This window comes from Cobetia sp. Dlab-2-AX, assembly GCF_024124625.1.
Classification (GTDB): domain Bacteria; phylum Pseudomonadota; class Gammaproteobacteria; order Pseudomonadales; family Halomonadaceae; genus Cobetia.
This window is the reverse complement of the sequence record NZ_JAMXRV010000004.1, coordinates 335,746-350,725: the sequence shown is the minus strand read 5'-3', so window position 1 is coordinate 350,725 and position 14,980 is coordinate 335,746. Positions and strand designations below refer to the sequence as shown.

The following is a 14,980-nucleotide window of genomic DNA, read 5'->3' as shown; positions in this document are numbered from 1 at the left end:
CTTTGATACTTGACCATCGCAGACTTCATCCCGTGAGCGAGTCGCCGCGTAATGCCCGCCATCGAACAGCAGTCCCCTTGAAGTCATGTGGCTCAGCCCGCAGACCTTGCTCTACAAGGAGAGGCATGGCAGTGAGTGGGAATACCACTCGCAAGCCACCTCGCCATTTGATTCGCGAAGGAGCAGACAGCATGCGCAAGACGCTCATCATCGGTGCCAACGGCAAGATCGGTCGTCAACTCTGCGAGAAGGCTCAGGCCGCCGGCGAACCCATCGTGGCGATGATCCGCTCGACCGAGCAGCAGAGCTGGTTCCATGAACGCAGCATCCCGACGGTTCTGGGCGATCTGGAAGGCGAGATGCGCCAGGCCTTCTATGGCTGCGATCAGGCGGTGTTCGTCGCGGGCTCCGGCCCGAATACCGGCCCGGACAAGACGCTGACCATCGACCTGCATGGTGCGATGCGCACCGCGGAGCTGGCCGCCGAATTCGGGCTGTCGCGCGTGATCCAGGTCAGCTCGATCCGCTCCGAGACACCACTGGCCGGCCCGGCAGCGATGCGCCCCTACTTCGCGGCCAAGAAGGCGGCCGACCTGTGCCTCGCCGAGAGCGGCCTGCGCCATGTCATCGTCAAGCCCGGCCGTCTCACCAACGACAGCGGCAGCGGCAAGCTGACCCAGAATGTCGATGACTCCGACGAGATGCAGGTCTCGCGCGCCAATGTCGCCGAGTTCCTGCTCGGCTTGATCAAGGCCCGCGAGATCGGTGGCCGCCAGCGCAAGGCGCCCATCTTCACCCTGTTCGACGGTGATACGCCGGTTTCGGGTCTGCTGAACGCCACGACGACCGCCGACTGAGCGCGCCCGAGCCCGTGACAAAGTGCACAGGCAGGCCGCTTTCATCTGGGTTTCCCGCGGTTGTCCCACCGCTCATCCACGCCTGCGCGCAGCCCGCGCGGGCGTTGAGCCATCAGGTAGCTTTCCCCCCATGCCCCATGTCCGTATAGTGAGCCACTGACCCCGCCAACAGAACTTCCGAAATGCTGCAGAACAATTCGCTGCTGGCGCAGCTGAAAGATCAAATCCGCCAGGAAATTCCCCGTGTCACGGGGGTGATCAAAGGCACCGACAAGGGCTTCGGCTTCCTCGAGTGCGAGGACGGCGAATCCTATTTCGTGCCGCCGCCCGCCATGAAGCAGGTGCTGCACGGTGACACCGTCGAAGCGACCGTCAAGGTCGAAGGCGAGAAGAAATCCGTACAGCCGGAAGTGCTGATCGAGACGGGTGTCGATCGCTTCGTCGCTCGTGTCGGCAAGCGTGATGGCCGCCTGAACGTGATGCCGGATCACCCCTCCATCAACACGCGCATGAAAGCGCGCGTGAAGCGCGGCATCAATGAGGAAAAGCTCAATGATGGCGACTGGGTCGTGGCACGCCTGCTGCGTCACCCGATGCGCAAGGATGACCGCAGCTTCTTCGCCCAGATCGAGGAAGTCATCGCCGAGGTGGACAACCCGCGCGTGCCGTGGCGTGTCACCCTGGCGCGTCACGCGCTGGAACAGGCTTCTCCGGAGGGCGGCAATGACTGGCCGCTGCTGGATGAGGGCCTGACACGTGAAGACATGACCCACGTGCCCTTCTTCACCATCGATGGTGAGAAGACCCGTGACATGGATGATGCCCTGCACATCGTCGAGCGCCCGGAAGGCGGCTGGACCCTGAGCATCGCCATCGCCGACCCGACCGCCTACGTGCCGGAAGGCAGCCGTGTCGACGAAGAGGCGCGCACGCGCTCCTTCACCGTCTACCTGCCGAGCCAGAACGTCACCATGCTGCCGGAAATCCTGGCCGACGACCTGTGCTCGCTGAAGGAAGGTGAAGATCGTCCGACGCTGATGTGCATCGTCGACATCGATACCGATGGCGTGATCGGTGAGCCGAAGTTCTTCGCGGCCACCATGCGCTCCCACCACCGCCTGACCTACGACAATGTCTCCGACTGGATCGAAGGCCAGGAAGGCAGCTGGAAGCCGGAAACCGAAGAGCTGGCCGAAGGTCTGCGTCAGCTGGAAGCCTTCACCCAGGCGCGTATCGCCTGGCGTGCACGCAATTCCCAGGTCTTCCGCGAGCGCCCGGACTTCGAGTTCGAGCTGGATGAGGAAGGCAACGTGCTCAACGTACGTGCCGACCACCGCCGCATCAGCAATCGCATGATCGAAGAATCCATGATCACCGCGAACCTGAGCTGCGCACGTCTGCTCTCCAAGCATATCGGTCACGGTATCTTCAACGTGCACCAGGGCTTCGCACCGGAGAAGTACGACGACACCATCGAGTTCCTGGCTGGCCAGAACATCACCGCCACGCCGGAACAGCTGAGCAGCCTGGAAGGCTACCGCTTGATCCGTCAGGAGCTGGACAGCCGCGAAGACACCTGGCTGGACGTGCGCATGCGTCGCTTCCAGGGTTACACCGTGATGTCCGCTCAGCCGGGACCGCACTTCGGCCTGGGTCTGGAGGCCTACGCGACCTGGACCTCGCCGATCCGCAAGTACGGCGACATGGTCAACCACCGCTTGATCAAGCGCGTGATTCTCGGCCAGGACGTGCCGGCGGAAGCCACCGAGCAGCTGACCGAGCACCTCAGCGAACGTCGTCGCCTCAACCGCATGGCCGAGCGTGATGTGAAGGACTGGCTCTACGTGCGCTACCTGACCAAGGCCGCCGAAGAACAGCAGGTCTTCACTGGCGAGATCATCGACATCCGTCGTGGCGGCATGCGCGTGCGTCTGGAAGAGAATGGCGCCAGCGTCTTCATTCCGGCACCGCTGATCTACAGCGATCGCAAGAAGGTCGCGATCGATGACAAGGAAGGCCGCGTGCGCATCGAAGACGAGCTGCGTTACTCATTGGGCGACATCATCAAGGTCTCCTTGACCGAAGCCCGTGAAGAGCGTCGTTCACTGGTAGGTCGCCCGGCCGAATAAGCCGCGACCCACCACTGCCGTATGTAACTGCCTTGTCATCACGGGCAAATTCCACGGCCATCTACGCCCCGGAGCGCTCTGCGCCCGGGGCGTTTTTCGTTCCTGTGCATGACGTATACGTATCGTGTGCCAAGCGTGAAAAATTGTAATTTTGTGAAACAGGAGCTCACGCTAAGCTCTTTGCATCAATACACGACACCTGCTTTCACTGCTGCAGCATCACTGGATTGACCCAAGCGCGAATGACTGATGCCTGCCCCTGATGAAGTTCGTCCATGCGAGGACTCGAAATGAAAACTCATCGCTCCACTGCAGCTACCTCACTGCGTCACCTGGCCGAACATGCCGCCATCGTTCGTCATCCAGTCATGAACTATGCCCGTATCGACTCCGACACAGACCCCGTCTCGAACGACACCGCCACCACTCCGGAACGCCAGCGTGAGATCCAACGTGAAGCAATGGAGCATGTCGCGATGCTGCTGGAACGTGATCGTCGCCGCACCCGAAACCGCCTGCTGCTGGCCGCCGGTCTGCTGCTGAGCCTTGTGCTGCTCGCCAGTCAGCGCCCAGCCGTGCCGGAAGCCGCCTTCTCACAGGAACTCGGCCAGGCCATGCCCAGCGCCCTGCACCTGTCCCAGCAGGAACTGGCGTGATGACGCCCGATCTCCATCCTTCAGGACAGATAACGATGCCAGGACCCCATGCAACACCAGGCTCGGATGCCAGACATGACTGAGTCGATCCACTGCTAGACCCTGCAATGCCCGCTTCGACGACCCTCCCCCTGTCGCCCCCTGTATTCCTGTAGTGCACGCACTTGCCCTGTCCGGTGGCTCCGGACAGGGTCTTTTTTTGCCTGTCGTATGGCTTCTCTTGCGCAGCACTGACCAGAGGCCAACTGCCGCACGCCCTGCTGAAGCACGCCAGCATGGCGAAACGCCTTTCTTCCCCTGGCAGTGAACCTGATACCAGTAGCCTGTGCCAATTGCCTGATGCCAGTAGCCTGTGCCAATTGCCTGATGCCAAGAGCTTGATGCCAAGAGCTTGATGACGAATATCCGAGCGCGGGAGCGCATCGCACCAACATTGTTCCCTGTTGTCACACAGACCAGCCATCTCCTGATGTAACGTCATTGCCGGCCGCAGTGTGGAACATCGCGTGGCGAGGCGTCTCGTCACGCGCGACACCGCATGTCATGCCGCGTGCCCTTGGTTTCACGTCGGGTTCCCCCCATGACTTGACCAGAGGCTCGTTCGTCAATGCCACTGGCCTGCTGGAATCTGCGTGCTCGTTTGCGTCTGTCTCAAGCACCCGGAAGCACGACAAGACAGCCATGGCGGGCAGTGACGCTGGGATTCATCTTCATCGCGCACGACCGGTAAAGCGGTCTTGAGGAGTCCGTGTGCATATCGCTGACATGACCATGTTCCACGCCCCCTCCAGTGGCGGCGTCAGAACCTACCTGGAAGCCAAGCGACGACGTCTGCGGACGCGGCCCGATGTTCGTCACAGCCTGCTGGTCCCCGGTGAGACCACCAGCGTCAGTGATGACCTCTATAGCGTGTCGGCACCGCCCATTCCCTTCGGCAACGGCTATCGCTTCCCACTGCGCCGAGGCGGCTGGGTCAGCACGCTGCTGGCACTGCAACCCGATGTCATCGAGGCCGGCGACCCTTACATCACGGCGTGGGCGGCACTCGATGCCGGTCGCAAGCTCGATGTCCCGGTGCTGGGTTTCTATCACTCGGACCTGCCGCGCCTGATCACCAATCGCTTGGGCGAGTGGTCAGGGGCAAACGTCGATCGCTACGTCAAACGCCTCTATCGCCACTTCGACCGCGTACTGGCTCCCAGCCAGGTGATGGCCGACCGACTCGACCGGCTCGGTGTCGACAATGTCCATATCCAGCCACTCGGTGTCGATCTTTCCACCTTCCACCCTGACTGCCGCGATGAGGACCTGCGCCGCGAGCTTGGCCTGGAAGACCACGTGCGCCTGCTGGCCTTCGCCGGGCGCGGCTCACGCGAGAAGAATCTTGATGAGCTGCTGGAAGCCGCCCGTCTGCTCGGCCCCGACTACCATCTGCTGTTGATCGGCTCGGGCATGCCACGGCATCTACCCGATAATGTCAGCGTGACCGGGCATTTCTGCGGTAGCACCGAAGTGGCACGCCTGGTGGCCTCGGTGGATGTGCTGCTGCATGCCGGCACCCAGGAAACCTTCGGTCTGGTGGTACTGGAAGCCATGGCCTGCGGCACGCCGGTGGTGGCGGCACGCGCAGGCGCCCTGGCCGAGAATGTGCCACTGGGCTGCGGTCAGCTCTGCAACCCGCACTCGCCGCATGCCATGGCGCGTGCCGTGCAGGAAGTCTTCGCCAATGACCCCGCCGCACTGGGTCGCCTGGCGCGGCGTCATGTCGAGAAGCACCATGCCTGGGACCGTGTCGTGGATGGCTTGCTCGGGCATTATCACGCGGTCACCGGGACTCGCATGCAACCGGTGCTCGAGGAGGTGACCCATGGCTGAGTCGCCAGCTGCCAAACAGCACTTTCTGCTGGTCCTGCATGATGTCGCGCCCGAGACCTGGTCCGACTACCGGGACTTCGTCGCCGAGGTGGATGCCCTCTGCCAGGCGCGCCTGAACCACCCCTGTCCGATCACCTGGCTGGTGGTGCCTGACTTCCATCATCGCAGCGCCCTGGAAGACGCTCCCGAATTCATCACCCTGCTGGACTCTCGCCGCCAACAGGGAGACGAGCTTGCCCTGCATGGCTTTTATCACTGCGATGACGCTCCGGCCCCCCGCACCCCGCGCGATTACCTGATGCGCCGCGTACTGACCTGGGAGGGCGAGTTCTACCCCCTCGATGAGGCCGAAGCCAGACGACGCCTGCTCAAAGGCGCCGCACTCTTCAAGCGTCTTGGTTGGCCGCTGGAGGGCTTCGTGGCTCCCGCCTGGCTGATGAGTGACGGCACTCGTCAAGCCCTGAAGTCTCTCGACTTCCGCTACACCAGCGACCCCCAACATCTCTATCGACTACCTGACTTCACGGTCATCGATGCGCCAGGGCTCGTATGGAGCGCACGCTCCGCGCCACGCCGCCTGATGTCGCAGTGGGTGACGCAGCGCAAGCTGAGCCGCGAGCAACAGGCGCCGGTGTTGCGTCTGGGCCTGCATCCGGTCGATATGCGTCATGCACGCTCACGCCAGTATTGGCTGACGCTGGTCGAGCGCCTGCTCGATGAGGGACGCCTGCCGATGACCAAGATCGGCTGGCTGACGCAGCAGGGACTGCTCCCCTCCGCCACGCCTGATACGACGCAACTGAATTCGTACCAGGCGGCGCACAGTGCTGCCTGAGACCCACCCACTGTATGAGTCCCGTCGTATGGGCCTTGTGACAACCCGCTGCGGGAATCTGCCATGAATCGTGCCCTCTGGTTACTGGGTGCTGGCCTTGTGATGGTCATCGCGATACCGCTGGTGCTGGGTGGCAGCGGACTTGGCGGCCAGTTGCGCCAGTTCCCCCTCGACACCTTCCTCTTGATGCTCGGCATGATCGTCATGTGTTGGAACCTGAACGCCGGCCGGCTGCGTCTGCTGCTGGCCGGGCGTGGCGGTCACCTGGGGCAACGGCGCGCCGTCGGCATGGTGATGGCGACCGAGTTCGCCATCAGCGCCACCCCCGGCGGCAGTGGCGGTCCGCTTACCCTGATGGGGCTGCTGTCACGTCAGGGGGTGCGCCCGGCGCAGGCCACGGCGGTCTTCGCGGTCGATCAGATCACCGACATGCTGTTCTTCCTCTCGGCACTGGCCAGCATCGGCCTCTACGCCCTCTCGCATACCATCGACCTGCGCCTGGGGTGGATGCTGGCCGTGCCGGCGCTGTTGCTGATCATCGGCTTTGGCCTGCTGGCCGCGCTGGGCAAGCATCATCGGCGCCTGCTCAAAACCAGCGGACGCCTGCTGCGCTGGCTCAAGGTACGTCATCGCTCACGCGTCAAGCTGGCGAGGGGTCTGATCCACTTTCGCCATGCGCTGGTCGAGACGCTCGCCCTGCCGCGCCTGACACTGAGCCTGATCTTCCTGCTCTGCTGTGCGCATTGGCTGCTGCGCTACTCGATCCTCTATCTGGCCGTGTCCGGGCTGGGGCAGGACATCGACTGGAGCTGGACCTTCATCGTGCAGATGCTCTCGCTGGCAGCGGGCCAGCTGACGCTGCTGCCCGGCGGTGCTGGAGGCGCGGAGCTGTCCTCCACTGCCCTGCTCAGCCCGATAATCGGCGCCGCCAGTGCCGCGGCGGCCGTGGTGATCTGGCGAGCGGTGACCTTCTATTTCTACCTGATCGCCGGCGCTCCTGTGTTCTTCGTGATGGCGGGACGCAGCATGCTGGGAAGCTTGCTCAAGCGTCGCTCGGCGACCACATGACCGGACGACCGAGCAGCGGCTCTTACTCATCATGAAAAACACTTGATGATCGCCTTATGAATAAGACTTTGTTATGTTGGCAGACGACTTTATTGAACGGTCATACAATAACCACAGCTCAAGGTGATCTCACATGCCGCATCCTTCCCAGCGTCACCCGACTTACCCCCGTATTCGTCGTCCGCTGGCCATGATGGGCGTGGTCGGCTCTCTGCTGGCCACCTCGACCTCAGCGGCACTCGCTGATGACAGGCCTCTGCGCAGCATCGACCCCGGCCATGGCACCGACAAGGTCGTGGTCGCCCACCGGGGGGCCTCGGGCTACCTGCCCGAGCACACACTCGCCGCCAAGGCGATGGCCTACGCCCAGGGCGCCGACTTCCTCGAGCAGGACGTGGTGATGAGCAAGGACGACCAGCTGGTGGTGCTGCACGACCGCTTCCTGGATCGCGTGACCAATGTCGCCGAGGTCTTCCCCGAGCGTGCGCGCGACGATGGCCGCTACTACGCCATCGACTTCACGCTGGATGAGCTGCGCAAGCTGTCGTTCAGCGAGGGCTTCACCGTCAAGGATGGCGAGCCCGTCGCCGACTACCCTGAACGCTTCCCGCTGGGCAAGTCGCACTTCGGCCTGCATACCCTGAGTGAAGAAATCGAGATGATCCAGGGCCTGAATCACTCAACCGGACGCGATGTCGGCCTGTACGTGGAGATCAAGGCACCCTGGTTCCACCAGTCGGAAGGCAAGCAGGTCTCCCGAGCCATGCTCGAGACCCTCAAGCAGTACGGCTACATCGCGCACGATGACAATGCCGTCGTGCAGGTCTTCGACCCCAATGGCCTCAAGCGCATCCACGACACGCTGCAGCCTGAGCTGGAGATGGACCTGCGCCTGGTACAGCTGATGGGCGAGACCAGCTGGGACATGACCTTCCAGCCGGATGCGGATGGCAAGCTTGAGCCCTACGACTATGACTGGATGTATCAGGAAGGCGGCATGCAGCGCATCGCCACCTACGCCGATGGCATCGGGCCATGGAAGCCGATGGTGATCGAAGACAGCTCGACCCGGGACGACATCAAGGTCACGCCGCTGGTCGAGGAAGCCCATGCGCAGGGGCTGATCGTGATGCCCTACACCTTCCGGCTCGATGAAGGGCGCATTCCGGACTGGGCCAGCGATTACGACGACATGCTGCGCGCCTTCTTCGTCGACGCCAGGGTCGATGGTATCTTCACGGACTACCCGGACCGCGCCGTACAGTGGCTGAAGCAGCACGGTGAGGCTCTGTAAGCAGCCCTTCAAGACAGGCAGTCCTTGGCAGAGGAACATCAAAAAGCCGGACTCCGTGAGGAGTCCGGCTTTCTCGTCCTGCTTGTTTCTCGTCCTGCTTGATTGGCAGCGATCGATCGTCAGTCCCCGTTGTCAGTGCACGATATCAGCATCGGCACGTGATAAGCGCTGCCTTCATTGACCCGCCGCTTCGGCGGCCAACCCCTTGAGCAGCCCGGCGATCTTGTCCAGCGGCAGCTTGCAGTCGCCCAGATCATGACGATTGGCCATGTACTGGGGATCATTCCACTCGATCACGCTGCCGCCCTCCACGGCGCGAATCAGCATCTTCTGCGGCAAGTCCAGGGCGGCCGCCCCGTTGCACTGCATCAACAGGGTGCCCACCTTGGGATTGCCGAAGATGACGGTATGCGTCGCGGGCAGCTCCATGCCCACCTTCTTGGCTCCCGCTTCATGATCGATGACGCTGAACAGCGTCAGCCCCTTGGCCTCGAGAGCCGTCTCGAGACGCGCCTGGACGGAGGCGACATCATCACGACTGGTCACCGACTCGATGCCCTTGGCAGGTACCTGCATGCTCGCTGAAGCTTCAGGGGCGGAGGCTGCCGCCGCGCCGGAATCTGCACTGGCAGCCAGCGGCACGCCAGCAGCCAACGGCAGGGACAGCAGCGCCAGCAGGCGCGCGGAACGCGTGAGGGCTGGGAATGACTTGAGCATGGAACATCCTTATCAGTGAGTCGTGTTACGCCGTGGGGCATCTGCACGTGTCGCTTGGTCAGGTGCCAATGAACAGTCATCAGACTATCAATTGCTTGATATGAACGCACCTGCCCCGCCTGCATCAGCCGAAACACCTCGCCCCTCGCCCTACGTCACAGGCCGCTGGTAGACCCACTGACATGCATTCGGGAGCCACTATTGGGGGCCAGAAACAAAAAAAGGGCAGGCCCTGTGGGCCTGCCCTTTCGGTGACATGCGATCCGCTTGACGCCGATCGTGTCAGGAGATCAATGGCTTACCAGCCAGTGACTTCCTTGATGGCATCGCCGATCTGCGCGAGGGAACGCACAGTCTTGACGCCAGCCGCTTCCAGAGCCGCGAACTTCTCGTCGGCAGTACCCTTGCCGCCGGAGATGATGGCGCCTGCATGGCCCATGCGCTTGCCCGGAGGCGCAGTCACACCAGCGATGTAGGAGACGACCGGCTTGGTGACGTTCGCCTTGATGTAGGCAGCCGCTTCTTCTTCAGCAGAGCCGCCGATCTCGCCGATCATGACGATGGCTTCGGTCTTCGGGTCCTTCTCGAACATCTCGAGGATGTCGATGAAGTTGGAACCCGGGATCGGGTCGCCGCCGATACCGACACAGCTGGACTGACCGAAACCGTGGTCAGTGGTCTGCTTGACGGCTTCGTAGGTCAGGGTGCCAGAACGAGACACGATACCGACCTTGCCCGGCTGGTGGATGTGACCCGGCATGATACCGATCTTGCACTCACCCGGAGTGATGACACCCGGGCAGTTCGGACCGATGACGCGCGCGCCCAGCTCGTCGCACTTGACCTTGACTTCCAGCATGTCGAGAGTCGGCACGCCTTCGGTGATGCAGACGATCAGCTTGATGCCTGCATTGGCCGCTTCAAGGATGGAATCCTTGCAGAACGGTGCCGGCACGTAGATGACGGACGCTTCAGCGCCAGTCTCGGCAACGGCTTCGGCAACGGTGTTGAACACCGGCAGGCCCAGGTGAGTCTGACCACCCTTGCCCGGCGTCACGCCACCGACCATCTTGGTGCCGTAGGCGATGGCCTGTTCAGAGTGGAAGGTACCCTGGCCGCCAGTGAAGCCCTGGCAGATCACCTTGGTGTTCTTGTCGATCAAAATGCTCATTACTTGCCCTCCGCAGCTTTGACAACCTGCTGCGCCGCGTCAGTCAGGCTGGTAGCAGCGATGATGTTCAGACCGCTTTCGGCCAGCTTCTTGGCGCCGAGTTCAGCGTTGTTACCTTCCAGACGCACCACGACCGGCACGTTGACACCGACCTGCTCGACGGCGCCGATGATGCCTTCGGCGATCATGTCACAACGCACGATGCCGCCGAAGATGTTCACCAGAACAGCTTTGACGTTGTCGTCGGACAGGATGATCTTGAAGGCTTCTGCAACGCGTTCCTTGGTAGCACCGCCACCCACGTCGAGGAAGTTGGCCGGCTTGCCGCCAGACAGGTTGACGATGTCCATGGTGCCCATCGCCAGGCCTGCGCCGTTGACCATGCAGCCGATGTTGCCGTCGAGGGCAACGTAGTTCAGTTCGAACTGGGCAGCATGCGCTTCACGCTCGTCTTCCTGGGACGGATCGTGCATCGCCTGCAGGTCCGGGTGACGGTAGACGGCGTTGGCGTCGATGTTGATCTTGCCGTCGAGACAGTGGAGGTTGCCTTCGTCGGTGATGACCAGCGGGTTGATTTCCAGCAGCGCGAAATCCTTGTCGGCGAACATCTTCGCCAGACCCAGGAAGATCTTGGTGAACTGCTTGATCTGGGTCGGGTTCAGACCCAGCTTGAAGGCCAGTTCGCGCGCCTGGTACGGCTGTGCGCCGACCAGCGGATCGATCTCGGCTTTCAGGATCTTTTCCGGCGTCTCTTCAGCAACCTTCTCGATTTCCACGCCGCCTTCGGTGGAAGCCATGAAGACGATGCGACGAGTGGTGCGGTCAACGACGGCGCCCAGGTACAGCTCTTCGGCGATGTCGGTGCAGTTCTCGACGAGAATCTTGGTGACCGGCTGACCGTTTTCGTCAGTCTGGTAGGTCACCAGATTCTTGCCCAGCCACTGGGTCGCGAAGTCGGAAGCGGCCTGTGCGCTGTCGACCAGCTTGACGCCGCCAGCCTTGCCGCGGCCACCAGCGTGGACCTGTGCCTTGACGACCCACTTGTCGCCGCCAATCTTCTTGCACGCTTCAGCAGCGTCTTCCGGGGTGTCAACGGCAAAGCCCTTGGACACCGGCAGGCCATAGTCGGCAAAAAGTTGTTTTGCCTGATATTCGTGAAGGTTCATCGTGTCATGCCATTGGTTGCATTAGACTCGAACGGCAGTCGCAAGATGCCACTGCCACCGTTCGCCCCGGCCTGGCCGGGGCGACGCGCCTCTTGTTCGGAAGGACGCTTACTTGCGCTTCTTGCGGTTTGCGATGTGAATCGCATGCCCGTCAACGGCCAGCGCGGCTTCGTGCACGGCTTCCGACAGGGTCGGGTGAGCCGTGCAGATCAGTGCGAGGTCTTCGGCGCTTGCGCCGAACTCGAGGGCAGTCACACCCTGTGCGATCAGCTCACCGGCATGCTGGCCGATGATGTGAACGCCCAGGACGCGATCAGTCTCAGCGTCGGCAATGATCTTGGCCAGACCTTCAGTGGCATTGTTGGCCATGGCACGACCGCTTGCCGCGAACGGGAAGCTGCCGGTCTTGACTTCGATGCCTTCGGACTTGGCTTGCTGTTCGGTCTTGCCGACCCACGCCACTTCCGGGAAGGTGTAGATGATGCTCGGGATGGCGTCGTAGTTCATCTCGGCCTTGTGGCCGGCGATGATGTCGGCAACCATCACGCCCTCTTCGGAGGCCTTGTGCGCCAGCATCGGGCCACGCACCACGTCGCCGATGGCGTAGACGCCCGGCACGCTGGTCGCGCACTGGTCGTCGACGTGGATGAAGCCACGCTCGTCCAGATTGATACCCACATCGCTGTCGAGCAGGCTCTGGGTGTAAGGACGACGGCCAACCGCGACGATGACCTTGTCGAAGGTCTGTTCCTGTTCGCCGTTGGCGTCGGTGTACTTGACGACGACTTCGCTGTCCTTGATGTCGGAACCGGTCACACGGGCGCCGAGCTTGATGTCCAGACCCTGCTTCTTGAGCAGCTTCTGGGCTTCCTTGGCGACGGCCGCATCGACCATCGGCAGGAAGCTGTCGACGGCTTCCAGCACGGTGACTTCAGAACCGCAACGGCTCCAGACACTGCCGAGCTCGAGACCGATGACACCGGCACCGATGACACCCAGACGCTTCGGCGCTTCCTCGAACTCGAGCGCGCCGGTGGAATCGACGATCAGACCTTCGGTCAGCGGCGTCGGCGGAATCTCGACCGGCACGGAACCGGACGCGATGACGATGTTCTCGGCTTCGTAGGTGGTCTTGCCACCGTCGTGATCGGTCACTTCGACCTGCTTGTTGGGAAGCACCTTGCCGGTACCTTCCAGCGCGGTGACACCGTTGGCCTTGAACAGACCGGAGATACCGCCGGTCAGGTTCTTCACGATCTGCGCCTTGCGCTCGATCATCTTGGCCACGTCGATCTCGACGCCGTCGGCCTTGATGCCCAGTTCGGCAAACTCATCACGCGCTTCGACGTACTTGTGCGAGGTTTCCAGCAATGCCTTGGACGGAATGCAGCCGACGTTCAGGCAGGTACCGCCGTGAACGACCTTGCCTTCCTTGTTGACCCACTTCTCGACGCAGGCGGTCTTCAGACCCAGCTGAGCAGCGCGGATGGCGGCGACATAGCCACCAGGGCCAGCGCCAATGACGATCACATCAAATTTATCGGCCATGTCTCTTCCTGTTGGTGCAGTTCGATTCGGGTTGGCAACCCGGCGAGTGTCAGTGCCACTCGCCGGGGCCGCTCACGGCCTCGAGATCCTCAAGGCCGTGAGACATTGCGGTCTCAGACGTCGAGCAGGAAACGAGCCGGATCTTCCAGCAGGTCCTTGATGGCGACGAGGAACTGGACTGCATCCTTGCCATCGATCATGCGGTGATCGTAGGACAGTGCCAGATACATCATCGGACGGATGACGACCTGACCGTTCACGGCCATCGGACGCTCCTGGATCTTGTGCATGCCCAGAATGGCGGTCTGCGGCGGATTCAGGATCGGGGTGGACATCAGGGAACCGAAGATGCCGCCGTTGGTGATCGTGAAGGTACCGCCCTGCATCTCATCGATGCCCAGCTTGCCGGCGCGGGCACGCTGGCCGAAGTCGACGATGGTCTTTTCGACATCGGCGAGCTTCATGCTATCGGTATCACGCAGCACCGGCACGACCAGACCGCGATCGGAAGACACGGCCACACCGATGTCCTGGTAACCGTGGTAGACGATGTCGGTGCCGTCGATGGAGGCATTGACGTCCGGGAAGCGCTTGAGCGCTTCGGTGGCCGCCTTGACGAAGAAGCCCATGAAGCCGAGCTTGGTGTCGTGCACCTTCTGGAAGGTGTCCTTGTACTGCTTGCGCAGCTCCATCACCGCACTCATGTCCACTTCGTTGTAAGTGGTGAGCATGGCGGCAGTCTGCTGGGCATTGACCAGACGCTTGGCGATGGTCTGACGCATGCGGCTCATCGGCACGCGCTTCTCGGGACGCTCACCCTCGAAGGCCGGAGCGGCCTTCGGTGCAGCAGCCTTGGGTGCGGCAGCCGGCTTGGCAGCGGACTTGGCCGCAGTGCCTTCCTTGACGGCCTTGGCCACGTCTTCCTTCAGCACGCGTCCGCCCTTGCCGGAACCGACCAGCTTGCTGACGTCCAGATCGTGCTCGGCCACCATCTTGCGCGCTGCCGGGGCGAGGATCTTGTCGCCGACCTTCTCGTCCTGACCTTCGTCAGAGCCGGACTTGTCGTCGCTTGCCTCAGCGGGCGGCGCGGCACCACCGGTAGCACCAGCGCTGAACAGCGCCAATACGGCTTCGGTCTCGCAGGTATCGCCTTCCTCGACCTTGATCTCGCTCAGGGCGCCGTCGGCCGGAGCCACGACTTCCAGCACGACCTTGTCGGTCTCGATCTCGACGATCAGCTCGTCGCGCTCGCAGGCTTCACCGACCTTCTTGTGCCAGGTGGCGACGGTGCCTTCGGCGACGGATTCCGGGAAGCTCGGCGCCTTGACTTCCAGCGTCTTGCCTTCGCCACCGGCGGCCGGCTTGCTGTCGGACTTGCTCTCTTCGGAAGCGGAGTCACCCTTGGTGTCAGCAGAGGCGGAAGCACCTGCCTCACCGATGGAGCCCAGCACCTGCTCGGACTCGCAGGTGTCACCTTCCTGAACCTTGATCTCGCCCAGGGTGCCGTCCTGCGGGGCGACGACTTCCAGCACGACCTTGTCGGTCTCGATCTCGACGATCAGCTCGTCACGCTCGACGCTGTCGCCGGGCTGCTTGTGCCAGGTCGCCACGGTGCCTTCGGCGACGGATTCCGGAAAAGACGGCGCTTTGATATCGATAGCCAT

Annotated in this window: 12 protein-coding genes; 7 read left to right on the top strand and 5 right to left on the bottom strand. The window is 62.4% G+C overall.

Annotated features, from left to right (window positions below; translation table 11 throughout):
- The first annotated feature begins 191 nt into the window (after window positions 1-191).
- From NH396_RS09350 to glpQ, 7 genes are all read left to right on the top strand, one after another.
- On the top strand, window positions 192-857 hold the full coding sequence (locus tag NH396_RS09350; protein WP_176676181.1) for an NAD(P)H-binding protein: 666 nt from the start codon (window positions 192-194) through the stop codon (window positions 855-857).
- Window positions 858-1,039: 182 nt separating this feature from the next.
- On the top strand, window positions 1,040-2,986 hold the full coding sequence (locus tag NH396_RS09345; protein WP_176676180.1) for an exoribonuclease II: 1,947 nt from the start codon (window positions 1,040-1,042) through the stop codon (window positions 2,984-2,986).
- Window positions 2,987-3,276: 290 nt separating this feature from the next.
- Window positions 3,277-3,642, top strand: a complete 366-nt coding sequence (locus tag NH396_RS09340) for a hypothetical protein (RefSeq protein WP_176676179.1) — start codon at window positions 3,277-3,279, stop codon at window positions 3,640-3,642.
- A gap of 750 nt (window positions 3,643-4,392) precedes the next feature.
- Entirely contained in the window at window positions 4,393-5,517 is a 1,125-nt protein-coding gene (locus NH396_RS09335) for a glycosyltransferase family 1 protein (protein WP_253063138.1), read from the top strand.
- Complete coding sequence (locus NH396_RS09330) at window positions 5,510-6,352, top strand: polysaccharide deacetylase family protein (RefSeq protein ID WP_176676177.1); 843 nt, start codon at window positions 5,510-5,512, stop codon at window positions 6,350-6,352. The genes NH396_RS09335 and NH396_RS09330 overlap by 8 nt, the downstream gene beginning before the upstream one ends.
- A gap of 63 nt (window positions 6,353-6,415) precedes the next feature.
- Window positions 6,416-7,420, top strand: a complete 1,005-nt coding sequence (locus NH396_RS09325) for a flippase-like domain-containing protein (RefSeq protein ID WP_176676176.1) — start codon at window positions 6,416-6,418, stop codon at window positions 7,418-7,420.
- 133 nt (window positions 7,421-7,553) lie between these two features.
- Window positions 7,554-8,714, top strand: coding sequence for a glycerophosphodiester phosphodiesterase (gene glpQ, locus NH396_RS09320; RefSeq protein WP_253063136.1), 1,161 nt, complete (start codon window positions 7,554-7,556; stop codon window positions 8,712-8,714).
- Between the two features lie 174 nt (window positions 8,715-8,888).
- Here the strand turns inward: glpQ and NH396_RS09315 are convergent, their stop codons facing one another.
- From NH396_RS09315 to odhB, 5 genes are all read right to left on the bottom strand, one after another.
- Window positions 8,889-9,431 (bottom strand): DUF302 domain-containing protein, encoded by a 543-nt coding sequence (locus tag NH396_RS09315; protein ID WP_253063134.1) that lies wholly within the window; start codon window positions 9,429-9,431, stop codon window positions 8,889-8,891.
- A 298-nt stretch (window positions 9,432-9,729) separates the two neighbouring features.
- Window positions 9,730-10,602: a succinate--CoA ligase subunit alpha gene (gene sucD / locus NH396_RS09310; RefSeq protein ID WP_043333998.1), complete on the bottom strand. Its 873-nt coding sequence runs from the start codon at window positions 10,600-10,602 to the stop codon at window positions 9,730-9,732.
- Window positions 10,602-11,768: an ADP-forming succinate--CoA ligase subunit beta gene (gene sucC / locus NH396_RS09305; protein WP_175090459.1), complete on the bottom strand. Its 1,167-nt coding sequence runs from the start codon at window positions 11,766-11,768 to the stop codon at window positions 10,602-10,604. Before sucC ends, sucD begins: the two co-directional genes overlap by 1 nt.
- A 108-nt stretch (window positions 11,769-11,876) precedes the next feature.
- Window positions 11,877-13,316 carry a dihydrolipoyl dehydrogenase gene (lpdA, locus tag NH396_RS09300; RefSeq protein ID WP_175090458.1) on the bottom strand — a complete coding sequence of 480 codons (1,440 nt, stop codon included), beginning with the start codon at window positions 13,314-13,316 and terminating at the stop codon, window positions 11,877-11,879.
- Window positions 13,317-13,429: 113 nt separating this feature from the next.
- Entirely contained in the window at window positions 13,430-14,980 is a 1,551-nt protein-coding gene (gene odhB, locus NH396_RS09295) for a 2-oxoglutarate dehydrogenase complex dihydrolipoyllysine-residue succinyltransferase (protein WP_176676174.1), read from the bottom strand.